The organism is Methylobacterium sp. E-041 (assembly GCF_022829665.1).
In the GTDB taxonomy this organism is placed as follows: Bacteria; Pseudomonadota; Alphaproteobacteria; order Rhizobiales; family Beijerinckiaceae; genus Methylobacterium.
Genome location: NZ_JAKSYQ010000053.1, coordinates 26,778 through 48,046 on the forward strand (window position 1 = coordinate 26,778; position 21,269 = coordinate 48,046).

Annotated in this window: 18 protein-coding genes; 10 read left to right on the forward strand and 8 right to left on the reverse strand. The window is 72.5% G+C overall.

The genetic code is table 11. The features are described 5' to 3' along the window. Positions 1–50 precede the first annotated feature (50 nt). Positions 51–1,397: an AMP-binding protein gene (locus tag MKK70_RS03880; RefSeq protein WP_243945907.1), complete on the forward strand. Its 1,347-nt coding sequence runs from the start codon at positions 51–53 to the stop codon at positions 1,395–1,397. Between the two features lie 317 nt (positions 1,398–1,714). After that, on the forward strand, positions 1,715–2,059 hold the full coding sequence (locus tag MKK70_RS03885; protein ID WP_147729746.1) for a hypothetical protein: 345 nt from the start codon (positions 1,715–1,717) through the stop codon (positions 2,057–2,059). Positions 2,060–2,086: 27 nt separating this feature from the next. Here the strand turns inward: MKK70_RS03885 and MKK70_RS03890 are convergent, their stop codons facing one another. Together MKK70_RS03890 and MKK70_RS03895 are read right to left on the reverse strand one after the other, a co-directional pair. After that, positions 2,087–2,383 (reverse strand): succinate dehydrogenase assembly factor 2, encoded by a 297-nt coding sequence (locus MKK70_RS03890; protein WP_147729745.1) that lies wholly within the window; start codon positions 2,381–2,383, stop codon positions 2,087–2,089. 60 nt (positions 2,384–2,443) lie between these two features. Next, positions 2,444–2,794 carry a 4-fold beta flower protein gene (locus MKK70_RS03895; RefSeq protein ID WP_147729744.1) on the reverse strand — a complete coding sequence of 117 codons (351 nt, stop codon included), beginning with the start codon at positions 2,792–2,794 and terminating at the stop codon, positions 2,444–2,446. A gap of 231 nt (positions 2,795–3,025) precedes the next feature. Here MKK70_RS03895 and recG point away from each other — a divergent pair, with 231 nt between their 5' ends. The 3 genes from recG (at position 3,026) to mfd (ending at position 10,624) form a co-directional block, all read left to right on the forward strand. Further along, positions 3,026–5,182 (forward strand): ATP-dependent DNA helicase RecG, encoded by a 2,157-nt coding sequence (gene recG, locus MKK70_RS03900; protein WP_243945908.1) that lies wholly within the window; start codon positions 3,026–3,028, stop codon positions 5,180–5,182. A 186-nt stretch (positions 5,183–5,368) separates the two neighbouring features. Next, positions 5,369–6,586: a UbiH/UbiF family hydroxylase gene (locus MKK70_RS03905; RefSeq protein WP_243945909.1), complete on the forward strand. Its 1,218-nt coding sequence runs from the start codon at positions 5,369–5,371 to the stop codon at positions 6,584–6,586. A 408-nt stretch (positions 6,587–6,994) separates the two neighbouring features. Beyond that, complete coding sequence (gene mfd, locus MKK70_RS03910) at positions 6,995–10,624, forward strand: transcription-repair coupling factor (protein ID WP_243938468.1); 3,630 nt, start codon at positions 6,995–6,997, stop codon at positions 10,622–10,624. A gap of 7 nt (positions 10,625–10,631) precedes the next feature. Here mfd and MKK70_RS03915 read toward each other — a convergent pair whose 3' ends face one another. Next, entirely contained in the window at positions 10,632–11,936 is a 1,305-nt protein-coding gene (locus MKK70_RS03915) for a patatin-like phospholipase family protein (protein ID WP_243938470.1), read from the reverse strand. Positions 11,937–12,162: 226 nt separating this feature from the next. Between MKK70_RS03915 and MKK70_RS03920 the strand changes: the two genes are divergently transcribed. After that, complete coding sequence (locus tag MKK70_RS03920) at positions 12,163–13,215, forward strand: HpcH/HpaI aldolase/citrate lyase family protein (protein ID WP_147728376.1); 1,053 nt, start codon at positions 12,163–12,165, stop codon at positions 13,213–13,215. A gap of 111 nt (positions 13,216–13,326) precedes the next feature. Here the strand turns inward: MKK70_RS03920 and MKK70_RS03925 are convergent, their stop codons facing one another. Further along, a complete protein-coding gene (locus tag MKK70_RS03925; protein WP_243945910.1) occupies positions 13,327–14,346 on the reverse strand; it encodes a GlxA family transcriptional regulator in 1,020 nt (339 codons plus the stop codon). A gap of 54 nt (positions 14,347–14,400) precedes the next feature. On the opposite strand from MKK70_RS03925, the gene MKK70_RS03930 reads away from it, so the two are divergent. Together MKK70_RS03930 and hspQ are read left to right on the forward strand one after the other, a co-directional pair. Continuing rightward, positions 14,401–15,117, forward strand: coding sequence for a DJ-1/PfpI family protein (locus MKK70_RS03930; protein ID WP_243945912.1), 717 nt, complete (start codon positions 14,401–14,403; stop codon positions 15,115–15,117). Between the two features lie 134 nt (positions 15,118–15,251). After that, entirely contained in the window at positions 15,252–15,605 is a 354-nt protein-coding gene (gene hspQ / locus MKK70_RS03935) for a heat shock protein HspQ (RefSeq protein WP_147728590.1), read from the forward strand. A gap of 46 nt (positions 15,606–15,651) precedes the next feature. On the opposite strand, the gene MKK70_RS03940 is transcribed toward hspQ, so the two are convergent. Continuing rightward, entirely contained in the window at positions 15,652–16,287 is a 636-nt protein-coding gene (locus tag MKK70_RS03940) for a nicotinamidase (RefSeq protein WP_243945914.1), read from the reverse strand. A gap of 58 nt (positions 16,288–16,345) precedes the next feature. Next, complete coding sequence (locus tag MKK70_RS03945; protein WP_147842384.1) at positions 16,346–17,320, reverse strand: quinone oxidoreductase family protein; 975 nt, start codon at positions 17,318–17,320, stop codon at positions 16,346–16,348. A gap of 277 nt (positions 17,321–17,597) precedes the next feature. Here MKK70_RS03945 and MKK70_RS03950 point away from each other — a divergent pair, with 277 nt between their 5' ends. Beyond that, on the forward strand, positions 17,598–17,876 hold the full coding sequence (locus tag MKK70_RS03950; protein ID WP_147728587.1) for a hypothetical protein: 279 nt from the start codon (positions 17,598–17,600) through the stop codon (positions 17,874–17,876). A 1-nt stretch (position 17,877) separates the two neighbouring features. Here MKK70_RS03950 and MKK70_RS03955 read toward each other — a convergent pair whose 3' ends face one another. Both MKK70_RS03955 and MKK70_RS03960 read right to left on the reverse strand, forming a co-directional pair. Further along, positions 17,878–18,636 carry a DUF502 domain-containing protein gene (locus MKK70_RS03955; protein ID WP_243985093.1) on the reverse strand — a complete coding sequence of 253 codons (759 nt, stop codon included), beginning with the start codon at positions 18,634–18,636 and terminating at the stop codon, positions 17,878–17,880. 154 nt (positions 18,637–18,790) lie between these two features. After that, positions 18,791–19,993, reverse strand: coding sequence for a PepSY-associated TM helix domain-containing protein (locus MKK70_RS03960; RefSeq protein WP_243938427.1), 1,203 nt, complete (start codon positions 19,991–19,993; stop codon positions 18,791–18,793). A 374-nt stretch (positions 19,994–20,367) separates the two neighbouring features. Between MKK70_RS03960 and MKK70_RS03965 the strand changes: the two genes are divergently transcribed. Then, positions 20,368–21,075 carry a DUF1013 domain-containing protein gene (locus MKK70_RS03965; RefSeq protein WP_147727603.1) on the forward strand — a complete coding sequence of 236 codons (708 nt, stop codon included), beginning with the start codon at positions 20,368–20,370 and terminating at the stop codon, positions 21,073–21,075. Positions 21,076–21,269: the final 194 nt, after the last annotated feature.

A 21,269-nucleotide genomic window follows, 5' to 3' on the forward strand; every position in this document is an offset into this window, starting at 1 on the left:
GCATCGATGGCCAGCCGTCCCCGTGCGGGATGTCGGGCGACGCCCTTCGGATGGAGTTCGAGAACCCCGTGAGCGCGGCGCAGCCCTCCCTCGAGCCGTCGACCGCCGGATGGGGGCCGGCCGCCGATCGACGCCCCCTGCCCCGGACGGCGGCCCGCGAGCCGGTGCGGTCGCCGGCCGCCGCCGAGGTCGTCCTTCCGCGGGTGGGGCTGTGCGCGCTGCTCGCCGGAACCGCCCGCCTCGACCCCGCCCGCCTCGCCTTCTCCGACGCCGCGCCCAAGCGCGGCTGGAGCGACAGGCCGCCGATGACCTGGACCTACGGGACGGCGGCCGAGATCGTCGGGCGGCTCGGCCGGGCCCTGCGGACGTGGCGGCTGCCGCCGGGAAGCCGGATCGGCCTGTGGTTTCCCGGAAGCACCGAGGGATTGATCGCCCACCTCGCCGTCGAGGCGGCGGGGCACGTCCCCTGCCCGCTGCCCGCGTCCTGGACCGAGGCGCAGGCGGCGGCCGGCATCCAGGCGGCCGGCCTCTCCGCGGTGCTGACCCAGACCCATGTCGGGGCCGGCCGCCCGGCGGAGGCGATGTGCCGGATCGCGGCCGGCTATTTCGGCCTGCGCTATCTCGCCGCCTTCGGCCCGGCCGTGCCCGACGGCGTGATCAACCTCGACGCGCTCGCCCTCGACCGGGCCGGGGGCGCCGTTGCGTTGCCCGAGACCGGCGGCGGCCTCGTCAGCTTCGTGGCGGGCGATCCGGCGCGGCCGGTCCACCGGACGGGCGACGCCCTGCTCGCGGCGGTCGCCGCGCACCTGGTCTCGGCCCGGATCGAGCCCGGCGACCGCATCCTTACCCTGCTGCCGCCCTCGGATCTGCGCGGGATCGTCACCGGCCTCGGCGCGGCGCTCGCCGTCGGCGCCGACCTCGAGACGATGCCGGTCTTCGACGGAGGCGCGCTGATCGAGAGCTTGGCGCATCCGCGCCCGACCCATCTCGTCGCCCCGGCCTTCCTGGAGGGTGCGCTCGACGCCCTGCCCGCGACGACGCTGCGCTCGGTCGTCCTCGCACGCCGTGCGCCCGGGCCCGTGCCTCCGCCCGGACCGGACCCGGCACGGCCGGTGCTCGATGTGCTGGCCTTCGACGAGGATGCGATCCTCTCGGTCAGGCGCAAGGGGCCGGGCCTCGCCGGGGCGCTCACCGAGCCCGGCCACCGCGCCCTGCCCCCCGCCCTGTTCGACCTGCGCCGCGAGCCCGACGGCCGCCTCGCCTTCCGCGGCCAGGCCTGCGCGACGGCCCTGGTGCAACGCGGCGAGGCCGGCGCGTCCGAAGCCGATGAGTTTCGCGCCTCGCGCTTCCGCGTCGATCGCTTTGCCGGAACCGGGATCGCCGTGACCGAGGCCTGAGCGGCCGCTCGGGCCGCCCCGCGCCGCACCATCCGGCGCGGCGGTGCCGCGTGCCCGCCCGGCGCATCCCTCGACCGCGCATCCTCGCCCGTGAAACGAAACCGTTCCGAAAGCTCAGCGTCGCCAGGGCCTTGGCCGCCCGTGCCCGCGCCTGTGCCCGGTACGATCGATGGCGCCGGCCGCGCGGTTCATCGGACGCTCATCGAAAGGGTTTATTTTCGCATCTGCAAAGGGCGCCGGCGAACCAAACCGTTGGCGGAGGGTTTAAAGCTCAGCTCTCTTCCCAAGTGGCCTGCGATGGGGTAGCTCTCGATCTTATGGGTGCGCTGCAACAAGTGCTCGTCGTCGACGATGGTGTCCGTGCCATCGATCACTCCCTGGCCGGAGAATTGGCCGAGCTCGGCTATGCCAGCGTCACCGTCTCCCTCGAGGCGGCGGCGGACGTGCTGGCGGTGATCGCCCGGCCTGCCGCCATCCTGCTCCAGACCTCGTCGCGCCGCGATTCGAGCTATGCCCGCCTCGCAGCCCGGCTTCGTGCGCAGGTCCGCGACCAGGGCATCCCGGTCCTGGTGATCGACGGCGCGAAGGGGCGCCGCGCGGGCGCGCCGATCGACCTGATGAGCCGCATCGGCCCCTACGTCGTCAACGAACCCGACCTTTAGGCATCGCCCGGCCCGGGCGCCGATCCGCTACGAATGGATCGGCGCGTCGTGCTTGTGGAACGCCTTGAGACGGCGGAACAGCGCCGTGTCGTAGTTTCCCGGCACCTGTTCCTCCCCGACGAGCCAGCGGAACAGGTCGCGGTCCGGCACCTCGATCAGGCCCTCGAACAGGTCGAGATCCGCATCGCTCATGCTGCCGATCTCGGCGTCGGCGAAGCGCCCCATGATCAGGTCCATCTCGCGGATGCCCCGGTGCCAGGCGCGGAACAGCGTGCGGCGGCGGCGGGGATCGAGATCCGCGCTGGTGCGGGTGGTGCCGGACATCGTGAGGGCCTTCGGATCGCTGGAGACAACCCGTGATCCGAGGATCACGGGACGAAAGGCTCAGACCAGGCCCGCGAAGGCGGTCTCGGACCACGCCGCGGACGGCCCGGGCGGGGCCGGGACGGGATCGCGCGGGCCGACCGGTGGCTTGTGCCCGCGCTGGCCCTTGGCGACCCGGGTGCCGCGGTCCGGCTTGGCCGGGCCGCCGACCGCATCGAACTCGAACAGCAGCCGGTTCCCGCGCGCGTCGCTGATCCATCCGTCGGAGAACCAGCCGACGAAGCGGCCCGAATAGGCGAAGACCTTGTCGTCGTCGATGATCGCCGCGGGCCGCCCATCCCAGTGGTAGACCGCCCGGCCGTCGTCGCAGAAGGCGGATGGACGTCCCTCCCGGTCGAAAAACTCGATCATCGCCTTGGCTCCCGCCGCCGGCCGCGCCGAGCGCCGCCACCGTCCGTATCTAAGCCATCGCGGCCGACCTGCCAGCCGGCCGCATCCGGGCGCCGGGCACAGGATCCTCCGATCCGCCGATCACGGGAGGGCGACGCGGCACGCCAGCGTCGAGCGGCCGCGCGCGACGGGGCGGGATGCACGGGCTATTAGGGCCCGCCGGGCAGGATGGGCCGAACGAGCGGATTGGCGATGCGCGACGAGACGGCCCCTGCGCTCCTGCGCCCCAGCATCCTCGATCCGCTGTTCGCGCCCGCGCGCGGGCTGCCGGGCGTCGGCGCGAAGATGGCGCCCATGATCGAGCGGCTGCTCGGCACGCCCGAGCGGCCGGCCCGCATCGTCGACCTGCTGTTCCACCTGCCGCAGGGCGGCATCGCGCAGAAGCTCGTCGGCTCGGTCGGCGAGGCCCCTGTGGGCGAGCCGGTCACCGTCGGCGTCACCGTCTCGCATCACCGGCCGGCCGGGACCGGGCCGGGCAGGCGCCCGCACCGGGTGCTGGTCGAGGACGAGACCGGCGACATCACCCTGGTGTTCTTCGGGATGCCGGCGGCGCGGGTCGAGAAGATGCTGCCGCTGGGCAGCCACCGCTACGTCACCGGCCGCATCGACCTCTGGGACGGCAGCCGCCAGATGGTGCATCCCTCCCGCATCGTCGACGCGGAAGGCCTGGCCGCCCTGCCCTCCGTCGAGCCGGTCTACGGCGCCACGGAAGGCCTGACCTCGCGGGCGATCGGCAAGCTGGCGGTGGCCGCCCTGGAGCGGCTGCCGGTGCTGCCGGAGTGGCAGGACCCGGCCTGGCTGCGGCAGAACCGGCTGCCGCCCTTCGCCGACGCGCTGCGCGCCGAGCACCGGCCCGAGGAGGCGCCCAAGCCCTCGACGCTGGGCCCCAACGGCGTCGCGGTCCCGCCGCCCGCGACGCCGTCGCGAAAACGGCTGGCCTACGACGAGCTTCTGGCCTCGCAACTGGCTTTGGCGCTGATGCGGGCGCGCAGCCGCCGCAAGCCCGGACGGGTCAACGCCGGCGACGGCCGCCTCTCCGCCCGGATCGAGGCGGGGCTGCCCTTCGCGCTGACCGGCGCGCAGACGCGCGCCGTCGCCGAGATTCGCGGCGATCTGGCCTCCGACAAGCGGATGCTGCGCCTGCTCCAGGGCGATGTCGGGTCGGGCAAGACCGCCGTGGCGCTCCTCGCCATGGCCTCGGCCTGCGAGGCCGGCCGGCAGGCGGCGCTGATGGCCCCGACCGAGATCCTGGCACGCCAGCACTTCGAGCGCCTGAAGCCGCTGGCCGGCGCCCTGCGCCTGCGCCTGATGACCGGCCGGGACCGCGCCGCCGAGCGCCGGGCGACGCTGGCCGACCTCGCCGCCGGCGAGATCGACATCCTGGTCGGCACCCACGCCCTGTTCCAGGACAGCGTGGTGTTCGCCGATCTCGGGCTGGCGGTGGTCGACGAGCAGCACCGGTTCGGCGTCCACCAGCGCCTCGCGCTCGGCGCCAAGGGCGCGGCGGTCGACATTCTCGTCATGACCGCGACCCCGATCCCGCGGACGCTGGCGCTGACCTGCTTCGGCGACATGGACGTCTCGGTCCTCGACGAGAAGCCGGCCGGACGGCAGCCGATCCGGACGATCACCATCCCGACCGAGCGCATCGACGAGGTCGTGGCCGGCCTCCACCGCGCGCTCCAGGGCGGCGAGCGCGTCTACTGGATCTGCCCGCTGGTGGCCGAATCGGAGTTCGTCGACCTCGCCGCGGCGGAGGAGCGCTTCGAGGACCTGAAGCAGCATTTCGGGGCCGAGGTCGGGCTGATCCACGGCAAGATGCCCGGCGCCGACAAGGATGCGGCGATGGCTCGCTTCGCTGCGGGCGAGACCCGGGTCCTGGTCTCGACCACCGTGGTCGAGGTCGGGGTCGACGTGCCGGAGGCGACGATCATGGTGATCGAGCATGCCGAGCGCTTCGGGCTGGCCCAGCTCCACCAGCTGCGCGGCCGGGTCGGGCGCGGCGCGAAGGCCTCGTCCTGCCTGCTGCTCTATCGCGGGCCGCTCGGCCAGGTGTCGAAGGCCCGCCTCGAGATGATGCGCGAGAGCGAGGACGGGTTTCGCATCGCCGAGGCCGATCTGCGGCTGCGCGGCGAGGGCGAGGTGCTCGGCACCCGCCAATCCGGCCTCGCGGCCTTCCGGCTCGCCCGCCTGGAGAGCGACGGCGCCCTGCTGGAGGTCGCCCGCGACGACGCACGGCTGATCGTCGAGCGCGATCCGACCCTGCGGACCGAGCGGGGCCAGGCGCTGCGGGTGCTGCTCTACCTGTTCGAGCGCGACGCCGCGATCCGGCTGCTCGGAGCCGGCTAGAGCATCGTCGAGCGAGGTGGATTCCCGCTGGCGTGACGACGATGCGTCCTCGAGACGAGAGCGAGCCGTGTCCGTGATTGACGGATCACGGACCATGCTCTCGCCGGCGCGGGTTGCCGCAGCCTGGGCGACAGGCGCGCGCGATCGCCCTAGATCCGTTTGGGTCGTACCAAGGATTCTCCGCCCGTGCCCCAGCCGCCCCGACAGGACAGGACGTTTGCCGTCGCGGTGGTCGGCGCCGGCGCCGCGGGCCTCGCCGCCGCCCTGGCGCTCGCCCGCGACGGCGTGCCCACGGCCCTGGTCGGACGCCATGCACCCGTGGCCGACGGGCGCACCGTCGCCCTGCTCGACGGGTCCGTGCGCTTCCTCGCGGCGCTGAAGGCCTGGGGCGGCATCGCCCCGCAGGCCGGCCCGCTGGCGACGCTGCAGATCATCGACGACACCGGCAGCCTGTTCCGCCCCCCGCCCGCGCGCTTCCAGGCCGGCGAGATCGGGCTGGAAGCGTTCGGCTGGAACGTCGAGAGCCGGCTCCTGGTCGAGTCCCTGCGCCGGCATGCACGCGCCACCGAGAACCTCACGCTGTTCGAGAGCGATGCCGCGGAAGCCGTTCCTGGCGAAGAGGTTTCCGAGGTTCGGCTCGTCGATGGCGGGCGCGTCTCGGCACAGCTCGTCGTCGCCGCGGACGGGGGGCGGTCGCCGTTGCGGAGCGCGAGCGGCATCCGGGTGCGGGACTGGTCCTACCCGCAATCCGCGATCACCACGATCCTCGCGCACGACCGCCCGCACGGCGACGTCTCGACCGAGTTCCACACCCGCGGAGGCCCCTTCACCCTGGTGCCGCTGCCGGGGAACCGCTCGAGCCTGGTCTGGGTCGCGGCCGAGGGCGTCGCGCGCCGGCTCGCCGCGCTCGACGACGCGGCGCTGGCCGAGGCGGTCACGCGCCAGGCGCAGGGCATGCTCGGGACGATGCGGATCGACGGCCCCCGCGGCCTGGTGCCGATGCGCGGCCTCTCCGTGGCGACCCCGACCGCCCACCGCCTCGCCCTGATCGGCGAGGCCGCCCACGTCTTCCCGCCGATCGGCGCGCAAGGCCTGAACCTCGGATTGCGGGATGCCGCCGCCCTTCGGGACGCGGTGCTCGGTGCCACCCGCGAGCGCCGCGATCCGGGCTCCCGCGCGGCGTTGTCCGGCTTCGCCCGCGCCCGCCGGCTCGACGCGGCGCTGCGATCCACGGCGGTCGACACGCTCAACCGGAGCCTGCTCGCCGACCTCGTGCCCGTCGACGCGCTGCGCGGCTTCGGCCTGCTGGCGATGAGCGCGATCGGGCCCTTGCGCCGCGCCGTGATGCGCGAGGGCGTCCTGCCGCGGCTCGGCGCACCCGAGCAGATGCGGGCCGAGCGCTGAACGGAAAAACTCTTTTCGACGTGTGGGTTGTCCCTATCGGCTCGCGTTGGGCATCAAGCGTTTCGGCGCGAAAATCGGGTGCGCGTCCCTCCTGCAATCCGCCCCTGCGACACCGGCATGCGGAGCACCCACCCGAGCCGCTCCGTGCCGGACCTGTCGGCGCAAGAGCCGACGGGTCCGCATCGGGAAAAAACGATCGAAAATCGCTGATTTCGAGTAGGTTGCCTCGAAAAGCTCATCCCATGCATTCGTCCGGTCGGACCATGGCGGCCCGGGTCGGGGCGCCGCATCGTCGGATCGCCGCCTCCTGACACCCTGCCTTCCGGTCTATACATCCCGTCTCGCGGGCCCCACGTCCCGCCCCCGGGCATCGCCTGCCCGCCCGATTCGACGACGAACAGACACCCGATGGCCAAGCCCGCATCCAAGACGTCCGCATCCAAGACGCCCGCGCCCCCGGTCCCCGCGCCGAAGGTTCAGACGGCGCGCTTCGCGCTTCCCAAGTCCGGGCCGCTGGCGCGGATCCGCGACGCATTCGCGCGCGGCGAGAGCCCGACGCTGGCCGGCGTCCCGGACGGGTTCGACGCCCTGGTGGTGGCCGACCTCGCGCGCGCCCTGAGCGCCGGCTTCGAGGGGCCGGCGGTGCTGGTCCACGTCGCCCGCGATTCCGGGCGCTCGGCGGCCTTCGTCAACGCCCTGAAGTTCGTCGCGCCCGAGATCGAGGCGATGAGCGTGCCGGCCTGGGATTGCCAGCCCTACGACCGGGTCTCGCCCAACGGCGCCACGGCGGCGCAGCGCATGACCGCGTTCTCGCGGCTGACGCGCACGCGCTCCTCGGAGGCCGCGCCCCGCATCGTCTGCACCACGGTCAACGCCCTGATCCAGCGCGTTCCGCCGATGAAGCGCATCGCCGTCGAGACCTTCTCCGTCGCGATCGGCAACGTCGTCTCGATGGACAAGGTCGTGGCCTGGGTCGAGGCCAACGGCTTCCTGCGCACCGGGACGGTGCGCGACACCGGCGAGTACGCCGTGCGCGGCGGCATCCTCGACCTGTCGCCGCCGGGGCTCCCGAACCCGATCCGCCTCGACTTCTTCGGCGACACGCTGGAATCGATCCGCGCCTTCGATCCGGAGACCCAGCGCACCGTCGGCCAGCTCCGCTCCCTCGATCTCGTGCCGATGAGCGAGGTCCAGCTCACCACCGAGACCATCCGGCGCTTCCGCCAGGGCTACGTCGCCAATTTCGGGGCCGCGACCCGCGACGACCGCCTCTACGAGACCGTGAGCGAGGGCCGGCGCTATGCCGGCCTCGAGCACTGGATGCCGCTGTTCTACGAATCCCTCGACACCCTGTTCGACTACGTCGCCGGGGTGCCGATGGTGTTCGAGCCGCAGATCGAGGATGCGGCCGCCGAGCGGCTGGCCCTGATCCAGGACTACTTCCAGGCTCGCGAAGGCGCGCGCAAGACCCCGCAATCGGGCGTCGCGCCCTACAAGCCGCTGCCGCCGCGCGCCCTCTACCTGACCCAGAACGAGCTGCGCGACCGGATCGCGGCCTGCTCCGTCGCCCGGCTGACCCCGTTCGCGGTGCCCGAGGGCGGAGCCGGCGGCCCGGCCATCGATTGCGGCGCCGAGCCCGGCCGCACCTTCGCCGCCGAGCGCGCGAGCGAGGGGACGAGCGTCTTCGACGCGGCGGTGGCGCACGTGAAGGATCTGCAGGGATCCGGTCATCACGTGATCCTCGGATCCTGGTCCGAAGGCTCGCGCGACCGGCTCTGCGGCGTGCTCGCCGACCACGGCCTCAGGAAGCCGATGGCGATCTCGCGCCTGTCGGACGTCTACGCGCTGAAGCGCGGCACCGACGTCGCCGTCGCGGTCTGGGGCCTCGAATCGGGCTTCACCGCCGGCCAGCTCGCCGTGATCTCGGAAGGCGACATCCTCGGCGACCGGCTGGTGCGCCAGAAGCGGAAGTCCAAGCGCCCGCAGGACGTCATCCTGGAGGTGCAGGCGCTTCAGCCCGGCGACCTCGTCGTGCACGCCGACCACGGCATCGGCCGGTTCGTCGGCCTGAAGACGGTGACGGCGGCCGGCGCCCCGCACGATTGCCTGGAGCTGCAATACGCCACCGGCCTGCTGCTGCTGCCGGTGGAGAACATCGAGCTCCTGACCCGCTACGGCTCCGAGGATTCCGAGGTGGCGCTGGACCGCCTCGGCGGCGCCGGCTGGCAGGCCCGCAAGGCGCGGATGAAGAAGCGCATCCTCGAGATGGCCGGCGAGCTCATCAAGGTCGCCGCCCAGCGCTTCGTGCGGCAGGCGCCGCGGCTGGTGCCGCCCGAGGGCCTCTACGGCGAGTTCGCCGCCCGCTTCGCCTTCGAGGAGACCGAGGACCAGGCCAACGCGATCGAGGCGGTGCTCTCGGACCTCAACGAGGGCCGCCCGATGGACCGGCTCGTCTGCGGCGACGTCGGCTTCGGCAAGACCGAGGTGGCGCTCCGCGCCGCCTTCGCCGCCGCGATCTCCGGGCGGCAGGTGGCGGTGGTGGTGCCGACCACCCTGCTCGCGCGCCAGCACTTCCGCACCTTCGCCGAGCGCTTCAAGGGCCTGCCGATCCAGGTGGCGCAGCTGTCGCGCTTCGTCGGCGCGGCCGAGATGAAGCAGACCCGCGCCGGGCTCGCCGACGGCACCGTCGACATCGTGGTCGGCACCCATGCGGTGCTGGCCAAGACCATCGCCTTCAAGGACCTCGGCCTGATCATCGTCGACGAGGAGCAGCATTTCGGCGTCAGCCACAAGGAGCGCCTGAAGGCGCTGCAGGCCGACGTGCACGTGCTGACGCTCTCGGCCACCCCGATCCCGCGGACGCTGCAGCTGGCGATGACGGGCGTGCGCGACCTCTCGATCATCGCGACCCCCCCGGTGGACCGCCTGGCGGTGCGCACCTTCGTGACGCCGTTCGATCCGCTGACCATCCGCGAGGCGCTGCTGCGCGAGCGCTACCGCGGCGGCCAGTCGTTCTACGTGGTGCCGCGGATCGAGGATCTGGCCGAGGTGAAGCGCTTCCTCGACACCGAGATGCCCGAGACCACGGTGGCGGTCGCCCACGGGCAGATGGCGGCGGGCCAGCTCGAGGACGTGATGACCGCGTTCTACGAGGGCAAGTACGACGTGCTGCTCTCGACCACGATCGTCGAATCCGGTCTCGACATCCCCACCGCCAACACGCTGATCGTCCACCGGGCCGACATGTTCGGCCTGGCCCAGCTCTACCAGCTCCGCGGCCGCGTCGGCCGCTCCAAGGCCCGCGCCTACGCCCTGTTCACGACGCCGGCCAACCGCACCCTGAGCGCCCAGGCCGAGCAGCGCCTCACCGTGCTGCAGACGCTCGACACGCTCGGCGCCGGCTTCCAGCTGGCCTCCCACGACCTCGACATCCGCGGCGCCGGCAACCTGCTCGGCGACGCGCAGTCCGGCCACATCAAGGAGGTCGGCTACGAGCTCTACCAGCAGATGCTGGAGGACGCGGTCACCGCGCTCAAGGCGGGCTACGAGGAGCCGGTGGAGGAGGCGTGGTCGCCGACCATCGCGCTCGGCGCCCCGGTCACCATCCCCGAGACCTATGTCGAGGATCTCGGCGTGCGGCTCGCCCTCTACCGCCGGCTCTCGACCCTGGAGAACGACGCCGAGATGGAGGCGTTCGGCGCCGAGCTGATCGACCGCTTCGGGCCGCTGCCGCCGGAGGTGGAGCAGTTGCTCAAGATCGTGACGATCAAGATCCTGTGCCTGGCCGCCAACATCGCCAAGGTCGAGGCCGGGCCGAAGGGCGTCGTGGTCCACTTCCGCGACAAGTCGTTCGCGAACCCGCAGGGGCTGGTCGCCTACGTCGCCGAGCAGGCCTCGTTCGCGAAGGTCCGGCCCGACATGAGCGTGGTCTTCATCCGCGAGCTCGACTCGATCCCGGCCCGGCTCAAGACCGCGACGCAGGTGGTGCGGGCGCTGGCAGGGATCGCCGAGCGCGGGGGGAAGAAGAAGGCGGCGTAAGCGCCGCTCAGCGCGTCGCCAGGGCCTGCGAGGCGTCCGGTCGGGATGCGTCCAGGCGCGGCGTCGCCGGCTGCGGGGCCTTCGGATGCAGCGCGCCGAGCGAGCCGGTCGGCAGGTTCGACGAGCCTTCGGCCAGCGCCTCCGGTCCGCCGAAGGCCGTGCCCTCCTGGCCGAGCTTCTCCGCGTGGGCGAACAGCGCCTTCATGTAGCGCTGGTCAAACGGGGCCGGCGAGGTGTCGGTGAAGCGGTCGTCGATCTCGGCGACCTTCAGGTCGATGGATTCGCGGCGGGCGAAGGCGTCGGCGAGCGCCAGGGCGTCGCGCGTCTGCGCCTTGATCGCCGACGACATCGCCCGGCCGAGCACCGAGAGCGTGGTGTGCGTCGCCATCTGGAAGTACGGCGCGAGCTTGTTGTTGACGACGAGGTAGACCGTCCGGGCCGGGATCCTGACCCCGCCGGCACCCGTCTGCGCCGCGATCAGCGCCGGCTTCGGCGCGAGGAAGAACGGCGCCGTGGTGCCGCCGTCGACGTGCATCTCCTGGATCGTCTTGCCCTGGTTCGTCTTGCCGTCGACGGTCGTCGAGTCGATCGAGACGGGCGGGAACACGCCCGGCACGGCGGACGAGGCCAGCACGATCGACCGGAACAGGTTCAGCGCCTTGTCGTCGCCGATCGTCGCGATCGCACCCATGTCCCACAGCACAGGGCGCTCGGTGTCGAGCTCGGTGGTGGCGACCAGCAGGCGCCGGCCCTTGGCGTGCTCGGCGGCGATCGCCTTGAGCAGGCGCGGCGTCACCGCCTTCTCGATCCGGCGCTTGAGCGGCCAGGTGTCGGTCAGGGCCTCGGCGGAGCCGCCGAACTCGAACACGTCCGCCGCCGAGACCGTGGTGTAGGCCTCGCGCAGGGCGGCATCGCCGGCGGCACCGATGAAGGCGAAGGGGGCGATCAGGGCGCCCGTCGAGACGCCGGTGATCACGCCGAAGGCCGGGCGGCGCCCGCTCGCGCTCCAGCCGGAGAGGAGGCCCGCGGCGAAGGCGCCGTTCTCGCCGCCGCCGGACAGCACGAGCCAGGGGTCGGCCGCCGCGGACGCCCCGTCGATCAGCGCCTGGAAGGCCTGCCCGTCGTCGCCGGCGATGCGGATCGCGCCCTTCAGGGCGGCAGGACGCGCCGTCGCGATCTCGCCGGCGGTGAACGCCGTGCGCTCGGTGCGTTTGGCAGTATCCGATCCGGCACGGGAAAGGTCAGGCGCACCGATTCCAAGTGCGAGGATCGTCGCGCAAAGCGCGAGCTGACGCGTCTTCGAAGAGGGCATAGCCCGTTTCCCGATACCGATTGACCCGCCTCGGTTCGAAAACGCTGCGCCGTCCGCGGTGTTCCCGCAACCGGGCACGACCACCGAGCCGGCCGCGCCATTCGTGCGGCAGCGCACCATGACGCTTGCCACGCGGATCGCTTTACGCCGGGCCTGTGCTTGCACTAACCGGACGAACCGGTCCGTCACGCCGACTCGGCAAGCCGACCTGCAACGAGGTTCTTCCATGAAACTGCCGCGCCGCTTCTTCCAGCCGCTCGCCGCCGGCGCGCCCGAGCCCTTCCGCGAGCTGCCGGTGCGGCTGGAGCGGATGATCCACTTCGTGCCGCCGCACAACGACAAGGTCCGCGCCCGCGTGCCGGAGCTCGCGCCGACCGTCGACGTCGTGCTCGGCAACCTCGAGGACGCGGTGCCGATGGACCAGAAGGAGGCCGCCCGGAAGGGCTTCGTCCAGATGGCGCAAGCGACCGACTTCGCGGCGACCGGCACCGGCCTGTGGAGCCGCATCAATGCGCTGAACTCGCCGTGGTTTCTCGACGACCTGTTCGAGCTCGTGGCCGCCGTCGGCTCGAAGCTCGACGTGGTGATGATTCCCAAGGTCGAGGGCCCGTGGGACATCCACTACGTCGACCAGCTCCTCGCCCAGCTCGAGGCGCGCCACGGCGTGACGAAGCCGATCCTGATCCACGCGATCCTGGAGACGGCCGAAGGCGTCGCCAACGTCGACGCCATCGCCTGCGCGTCGCCCCGCATGCACGGCATGAGCCTCGGCCCCGCCGACCTGGCGGCGTCCCGCGGCATGAAGACCACCCGCGTCGGCGGCGGCCATCCGGAATACCGGGTGATCGCCGACCCGGCCGGCGAGGGCGTCGCCCGCGCCTCCGCCCAGCAGGACCTCTGGCACTACACCATCGCGAAGATGGTCGACGCCTGCATGGCCAACGGCATCAAGGCCTTCTACGGCCCGTTCGGCGACTTCTCCGACGGCCCGGCCTGCGAGGTCCAGTTCCGCAACGCCTTCCTCATGGGCTGCGCCGGCGCCTGGACGCTGCATCCGAACCAGGTCGCCATCGCCAAGCGCGTCTTCGCCCCCGATCCGGACGAGGTGGCCTTCGCCGCCCGCATCGTCGCGGCGATGCCCGACGGCACCGGCGCGGTGATGCTCGACGGCAAGATGCAGGATGACGCCACCTGGAAGCAGGCCAAGGTCATCGTCGACCTGGCCAAGCTCGTGGCGGCCAAGGACCCGGAGCTGGCCGCGGTGTACAAGCTCGGCTGATGAGCAGACCTCGATGAGCCCGACGCATCGAGGCTTGGCCCCCGCGACCGCGGGGCGGCGGTCCTCCGCCGGACCTCACGGGTTCTCGCCCATGAGGTCCGGCATGAGCCGTCACGGCCCGAACCGGCTTCGGTAATCCTGCGGCAGCGCAGCGACGAGCCGCAGGAAGCTGCGACGCATGGTTTCCTCCGAGCCGAAGCCGCAGGCCTGCGCGATGCGCTTCACCGGGCGCCTGGTCTCGGACAGCGCCCGTTGCGCCGCCTCCACCCGCAGGCGCTCCACTCCCTTGGCCGGCGTCAGCCCGGTCGCCGCGCGGTAGTGCCGGCCGAGGCTGCGCTCGCTCATGCCCGCCACCGCCGCCAGCGCCGGAAGCGAGAGGTCGCCGGCCAGGTTCTCCCGGATCCAGGCATGGAGGGCATCGAACCGGTCGTCGCCGGCCTGGAGCGCGAGCGCCGCGCTGAACTGCGCCTGCCCGCCGGGGCGCTTGAGGAACATCACGAGATGGCGGGCGACGCCGAGCGCCAGCGCACGGCCGAGATCCTGTTCCACCAGCGCCAGCGCCAGGTCGATGCCGGCGGTGATCCCCGCCGAGGACCAGACCGGGCCGTCCTGCACGAAGATCGGGTCCGGCTCGACGCGCGCCAGCGGATAGAGCTCGGCGAGCCGCTCGCAATGGGCCCAGTGGGTGGCCGCCCGGCGCCCGTCGAGGAGCCCTGCCGCCCCGAGCAGGAAGGCGCCGGTGCAGACCGAGGCGACCCGCCGCGCCCGCGCCGCCCGCGCCCGCATCCAGTCGACGAGGTCCGCGTCGGCCGAGGCCGCGACGACGCCGGGGCCGCCGGCGACGATCAGCGTGTCGAGCGGGGCGTCGCGGTCGGGCAGGGGGTCGACCGCCAGCCGCAGGCCCGCGGACGAGGTCAGCGCGCCGTCGCCCCAGCCGACCACACGCGGCGCGTAGGGCCGCGAGCCCCGTGCCTGCTCGTTGGCCGTCGCGAAGACCTGCAGCGGACCGGCCACGTCGAGCAGTTGCACGGACGGAAAGGCCAGCACCTCGACGACGCGGGGCGATCCGGCATGGGTTCGAACGGTATGGGTTCGAGCGGTATCTGGCTGGAAACGAGGGTCGTCTGGCATCCCGGCCAGATCTTGAGGCCTTAGGGTGTCCCTGTCCACCACGGAGACCCCGCGATGATCCCCCCCGAGACCCACCTGCAGATCGGCTCGCTCCTGTTCGAGGGGCTGGACCAGATCGACCTCACCGGCCCGTTCGAGGTGCTGTCCCGCATCCCGAACGCGACCTACCGGATCTACGCCCCGACCGCCGAGAGCGTGCGCGACGTCCGCGGCCTGCGGCTCACCCCCGACGCGGCCTTGGCCGATGCGCCGCAGCTCGACGTGCTGCACGTGCCCGGCGGCTTCGGCCAGGAGGCGCTGATGCGGGACGAGGCCGTGCTCGGCTGGATCCGGCGGCAGGCGGGGGGAGCCGGGCACGTCTTCTCGGTCTGCACCGGCGCCCTGCTCCTCGGCGGTGCCGGGCTGCTGAGGGGGCGCCGGGCGACGACGCATTGGAGCGCCTTCGCGCTGCTGCCGTATTTCGGCGCGCAGCCCGTCGACCGGCGCGTCGTGGTCGACGGGTCGTGGGTGTTCGCGGCCGGCGTCACCGCGGGCATCGACGGCGCGCTGCAGCTTGCGGCCGAGCTGCGCGGCCCGGAGGTCGCCCAGGCGATCCAGCTCGGCATGGAATACGCCCCCGAGCCGCCCTTCGACAGCGGCACGCCGCGGACCGCCCCGGCCGCGATCCTCGAGCGGGCGCGCACCGGCGTCGCCGAGATCACCGCGCGGCGGGAGGCGACCGCACGCAGGATCGCCGCCGAGCTCGGGATCGCCCTCCCCGCCGGCGGGTGAGGCTCGTCTCGATCACGCCGGCCGCACGGGCGAGGCCGGCCCGCGACGCGGGTCGGTTCCGATGCACCGCCCCCCGGAACCCGGTGACAAGCCCGCCATCCGCGCCTATCTGATCCGTCATGATGGATCAGGCCATGACCGACCCGCGACCGACCGAATCGAGACTGCGCATCGCCAAGTTCGGGATCGGCGCGGTGGTGCGCCACCGGATCTACCCGTTCCGCGGCATCGTGTTCGATGTCGACCCGGTGTTCGACAACACCGAGGATTGGTGGCTGGCGATCCCCGAGGAGGCGCGTCCGCGCAAGGACCAGCCGTTCTACCACCTGCTCGCCGAGAACGCCGAGACCGAGTACGTCGCCTACGTGTCCGAGCAGAACCTGGTGCCCGACACCTCGGGCGAGAGCCTGCGCCACGCCGGCATCCCGGAGATGTTCGAGCGCGACCCCGGCGGCACCTACCGCATGCGCGACCGCACCGCGAACTGACCGTTTCGGGACGCGCGCCGTCCGGTGCTCCGAGCGCCTTCGTGGCCTACGATCCCGTGACGTCGGCGCTCGTCGCCCTGCCGATTCCGGCGGCTTCCATCCGTGCCCAGGCGGCGGCGAGCGATCCGCCCTGGTCGATCGCCCGCGTCGCGTCCGCGACGACGGCGGCCGCGAAGCCTGCCGCGCGCGCATCGAGGGCGCTCCAGGCGACGCAGTAATCGGTGGCGAGCCCGCACAGGACCACGCGCCGGACGCCGCGCTCGCGCAGGTAGCCGGCGAGCCCCGTCGGCGTCCCGTCGGCCTCGACGAAGGCCGAGTAGCTGTCGACTCCGGGGCTCAGGCCCTTCCGCAGGACGAGGGCGGCGCCGGGCAGGTCGAGGCCGGGGGCGAGCCCCGCCCCGGCGCTGCCCTGCACGCAGTGGTCCGGCCACAGCACCTGCTCGCCGTAGGCCAGCCGCACCGTCTCGAACGGCGCCCGGCCCGGATGCGCGCTCGCGAACGAGACGTGCCCGGCCGGGTGCCAGTCCTGCGTCAGCACCAGGGTCCGGAACCGCGCGGCCAGCGCCCGGATCGGCGCGACGACGGCGTCGCCGTCGGGCACCGCGAGCGCGCCGCCGGGCAGGAAGTCGTGCTGCACGTCGACGACGAGCAGGGCCTCGGCCGCGCCGACCGTCACGGGCATCCCCCGGCTTCGGCGGAAAGGCGTCCGCCCGGGATCCTCCGATCCGGCGATCCCGGGATCACGGGACCATCACCGTCGAGCCGGTGGTCTCGCGGCCGGCGAGGTCGCGGTGGACCTGCTGGGCCTCCGACAGCTTGTAGGTCCGGTTGACCGGGATCCTGACCGCCCCGCTCTGCACCACCGAGAACAGGTTCTTCGCCATCTCGGCCAGGATCTCCGGGCGGCTCGCGTAGGTGAACAGGGTCGGGCGCGTCACGTAGAGCGAGCCCTTGGCGGCGAGCAGGCCGAGGTCGAGCGCCTTGATCGGGCCGGAGGCGGAGCCGAAGCTCGCGAGCAGGCCGAGCGGGGCCAGCGAATCGAGCGAGCCCATCAGCGTGTCCTGCCCGACGCCGTCGTAGACCACCGGGACGCCCTTGCCGCCGGTGATCTCGCGGACGCGGGCCGCCACGTCCTCTTCGCGGTAGAGGATGACGTGGTCGCAGCCGTGGGCGCGGGCGAGCTCCGCCTTGTCGGCCGAGCCGGCGGTGCCGATGACGGTGGCGCCGAGGTGCTTGGCCCATTGGCAGGCGATCAGGCCGACGCCGCCGGCGGCCGCGTGCCACAGGATCGTGTCGCCCGGCTTCACCGCATAGGTCCGGTGCAGCAGGTACTCGGCGGTGAGCCCCTTCAGCATCATGCCGGCGGCGGTCGAATCGTCGATCCCGTCCGGCACGTGCACGGCGGCCGAGGCCGCGATCAGCGGCTCCTCGGCGTAGGTGCCCTCCCCCGATCCGGTGGCGACCCGGTCGCCGACCGAGAACCCGGTCACGCCCTCGCCGACCGCCGTCACCGTCCCGGCGACCTCCTTGCCTGGGGTGAACGGCAGCTGTGCCGCCTTGTAGGCGCCGGAGCGGAAGTAGATGTCGATGAAGTTGACGCCGATCGCGCCGGCGCGGATGCGGATCTGGCCGGGGCCGGGCTGCGGCGTCGGCACGTCCTCGTAGGCCATCACCTCGGGGCCGCCGTAATCCTGAACGCGTATCGCCTTCGGCATCGTCGTCGCCTCTTCCTCGCGTGAGATCGTGCCCGGCGAGATAAGGGACGGGGCGCCCGGCGCAATGGCTTCGATCGGGGCGGGCGATACAGAGCGGGGCGCGCATCCCGGCGCCGCGAGCAAATCATCGATCCGGGGAGGGAACGCGATCGGCCCGGACGCGGTTGAGAGGCCCACGTCGCCGAGCATGCCTTGCAGTGGCCATGTTTCAATCTTAACTGAACCTGAACGAAAGGCTGATTCGTTCAGGCCGTCACGGGAAAGATGGAGGACAGCGATGCTGACCGGACCGTTCCAACGCCTGCCGGGGTCTTCCGAGGGATGGCAGTCCCTCGCTCACGAGCCCTGGCTGCTGCCGATCTCCGACGCCGCCTCCGAGCAGGCTTCCGACGTGGGTATCGCGGTTCGCCGGGCCGCGCGGCCCCTCTGGATCGCCGCCAACGGCCTCTGCTTCGCCCTGGCGCTCCTGCTGGCCGCCGAGACCTCGACCGGCTGGATGAGCGGCAACCGCGTCGCGGCGACGCCGAAGACCGTCGTCACCGCCAGCGCCTCCTGAGTCAGACCGTTTCGCGACGCGGGGCGGCGCCTGCCGGCGGCGTCTCCCGCGACGTCTCGGGCGCGAGCCCCTGCGCCGTCCGCAAGGTCGCGGCCATGGCCTGAAGCCGGGCCTGCGGATCGTCCGGCTGGATGACGCCGGCCGACATCACCAGCTTGGCCGCATCGTCCACGCTCATCCCGACCTCGATGATGTCGGTGCGCGGCAGGTAGAAGAAGAACCCCGTGGTCGGGTTCGGCGCGCAGGGCAGGAACACGCCGACATAGTCGTTGCGGCCGTCCTCCCCTGCTTCTCCCTTGCCGCCGGGAAGCGCCGCCTGGACGTCGGGCGCGGCCGGCGCCGACAGGAACACCACCGACCAGGTTCCCTTCACCGGGAACTCGACGAGGCCGACCGTGCGGAACGAGGTTCCGTTGGCGGAGAACAGCGTCTCGAAGATCTGCCGCAGGCCCTTGTAGAGCCCCGAGATCACGGGCGTGCGCGCCAGCAGCACCTCGCCGAACTCGATCACGCTGCGCCCGACGAGGTTCGCCGTGAGGAAGCCGAGCAGGGTCACCGCCACGAAGGCGATGAGCATGCCCAGCCCCGGGATCGAGAACGGCAGGTAATGGTCCGGCAGGTAGCTCGCCGGCACCAGCGGCTTCACGAACCCGTCGATCAGCGTGATGATCCACCACGTGATGTAGGCGGTGATCGCCAGCGGCCCCGCGACGATGATGCCGGTGAGGAAGTACGTCCGCAGCCGTCCGCGCGCGCTCACGCGGGGGCGGGGGCCCGCGGGGTCTGGCTCGGGCGTCGGCAGCGTGGTCGGCGGTCTCACGGAAACCAGGGCAGCCCCCGAAGGCAAGGTCGCGAAGGCACGATGCCGGGCACGGCTCCGGTGCCCTCAGACCTACTCCCTCCGCCGGCCCGTCTCAAGGCCGCGGTTCGGCGACGAGACCGGGGCCGCGCGGCGCCGACCGTCGCGCGGCCCCGGCACGCCGGCGCAGGACGTAGAGCACGAGGCCGGTGATCGCGAGCAGCGGCATCATGAGCGCGGCGAGGCAGAAGACCAGGGCGAAGACCCCACCGAAGAAGCGCCCGCGATGGACCTCGAGCATGGACTCGGCGATCTGCCGGCCGAGCGCCTCGTCGGAGAAGCGCACGCGCGAGAGGCGGGCGCCGGTCGCGGCGTCGAAGGTCGATTCGTTGCGCGCCTTCGGGGCGTCGGACGCCGCGGCGATCCAGCGGATGCGGATCCGCGTCGCGTCGCGCCCCGGCAGCGTCACGGTCGCGAGCGCCGCCGACGCGCCCTCCTCCGCCCGGAACGCGGCCCAGGCCCTGTCCAGGGCGAGCGGGTTCTCGGTGCTCCCGACCGGGCTCGCCTCGCCTTGCCTCTCTCCCGCCTTGCGCCCGGCCGCGCGGTCCGCGCGCGCCTCGGGCGCCTTGCCCGTGAGGAGCCGGGTCGCGGCCGACCTGTACGGCTCGTAGGACCACCACAGCCCCGTCAGCGCGATCACGGCGTAGACCGGCAGCAGCCAGGTGCCGGCGACGGCGTGGAGCGACCAGTAGCGCGGGCGCCCCGGCCGGCGCAGACTCGGCCTCAGCCAGATCCGCCAAGCGTGGACCTTGGGCCAGCGCAGGTACAGGCCGGTGGCGAGGAACGCGAGCAGCGCCACCGCCGCCGCCCCGGTGATCGTCCGACCCCAGCCCCTGCCCTCCCCGGGCAGGAGCAGCCACCGGTGCAGGCCGCGGATCGTCGCGAAGGTCGCCTCGCCGCGGATCTCGCCGCGCAGCGTGCCGTCGTAGGGATCGAGGTAGACCGAGGGCGGCCGCGCGCCGGACGTGTCGTCGGCGAAGCGCACGCGGGGGACGATCGCCGGGTCGCCGGCGATCGTCAGCGTGCTCACCCTGAGGCCCGGGCGCTGCGCGCCGAGTCGCGCGACCAGCGCCTCCGGGCCGAGATGCGGCCGGTCCAGGACCGCGATCCGCGCACGGTCGGCATTGGCGAGATCGACGATGGCCTCCTCGTAGCTCATCATCGCGCCGGTGACGCCGACCACGGCGAGGACGAGACCGGCGGTGAGGCCGAGCGCCCAGTGCAGGCGGAACAGGACGGTGCGGAGGGGGACGGGCATCGCGGGCGGTACGTCATGAGAACGACGTGAAGTCAAGTTTTCCGGCGGAACCCCGATATTTTCGACGCCGAATTACTACAATTCAGGGTAGTGTCCCCTCGCGTTGCTTGCCCGGCCACGGTCGAACGCCCCGAAACCCTTCGCCCGACACGGACGGACCGGAGGGCCGGGGCCGGTTCTTCGACCCGGCGCCGCCCGACGATCGCCCGGTCGCAGGCCGTCGAGTCGATTGCGCCCTCCGGCGGCCCCGCGTATACAAGGTCATTCCCCTTTTGAATGCGTGAGACGGGACTTTCGGATCGAGCGGTCCGGAGCCTGCGGACCGATGCCCGGCCCCGTCCGTCCACGCGTCGGTTTTGGAGCCCGTGCGAAACATGACCCAGGGTCCGCTGATGCCCAAGGCGACCGCCGTCTGGCTGGTCGAGAACACCTCGCTCGCCTTCGAGCAGATCGCCGATTTCTGCAAGCTGCACCCGCTGGAGGTGAAGGGCATCGCCGACGGCGAGGTCGCCGCCGGGATCAAGGGCTTCGATCCGATCACCGCGGGCCAGCTCACCCGCGACGAGATCGAGAAGGCGCAGAAGTCGCCGGCCTACAAGCTCAAGGTCGCGGTCTCGAAGGTGAAGCTGCCCGAGGTCAAGCGCACCACCAAGGGGCCGCGCTACACCCCGCTGTCGCGCCGTCAGGACCGCCCGAACGCGATCCTCTGGCTGCTGCGCAACCACCCCGAGCTGAAGGACGCGCAGGTGATCCGGCTCGTGGGCACCACCAAGTCGACGATCCAGCAGATCCGCGAGCGCTCGCACTGGAATTCCGGCTCGCTGCAGCCGATGGACCCGGTGACGCTCGGCCTGTGCACCCAGATCGACCTCGACTTCGAGGTCCAGCGCGCCGCCAAGGACCGGCCGGCCGCGCTCGCCGCCGATTCGGGAGCCTCGCTCCTGCCGACCGAGGTCTCCACCCGCGACGAGGCGCCCGAGGCCGACGAGCACCGCCACGGCGGCCGCGAGGAGCGGATCAACGCCGATTCGGTCTTCGCCAAGCTCAAGGGCGTCCGCCCGGCGGACGACGACGAAGACTAGATCGTACCCGGGGGTCTCAAGTCTCCGGACCGAAGGCGTGGGCCTGCTTCGAAGGAAGCGGGCCCATTTTCGTGCCGACATCCGTTTCTGTTGAACTTCAGGGCCCGTTGCTGTAGAGAGCCGGCGTCCTTCCGGGCCGACCGCACGCGCGTGTTCTCGTGTTGCGCCGCGCCGCCCCGGGACGACCGCCCTCG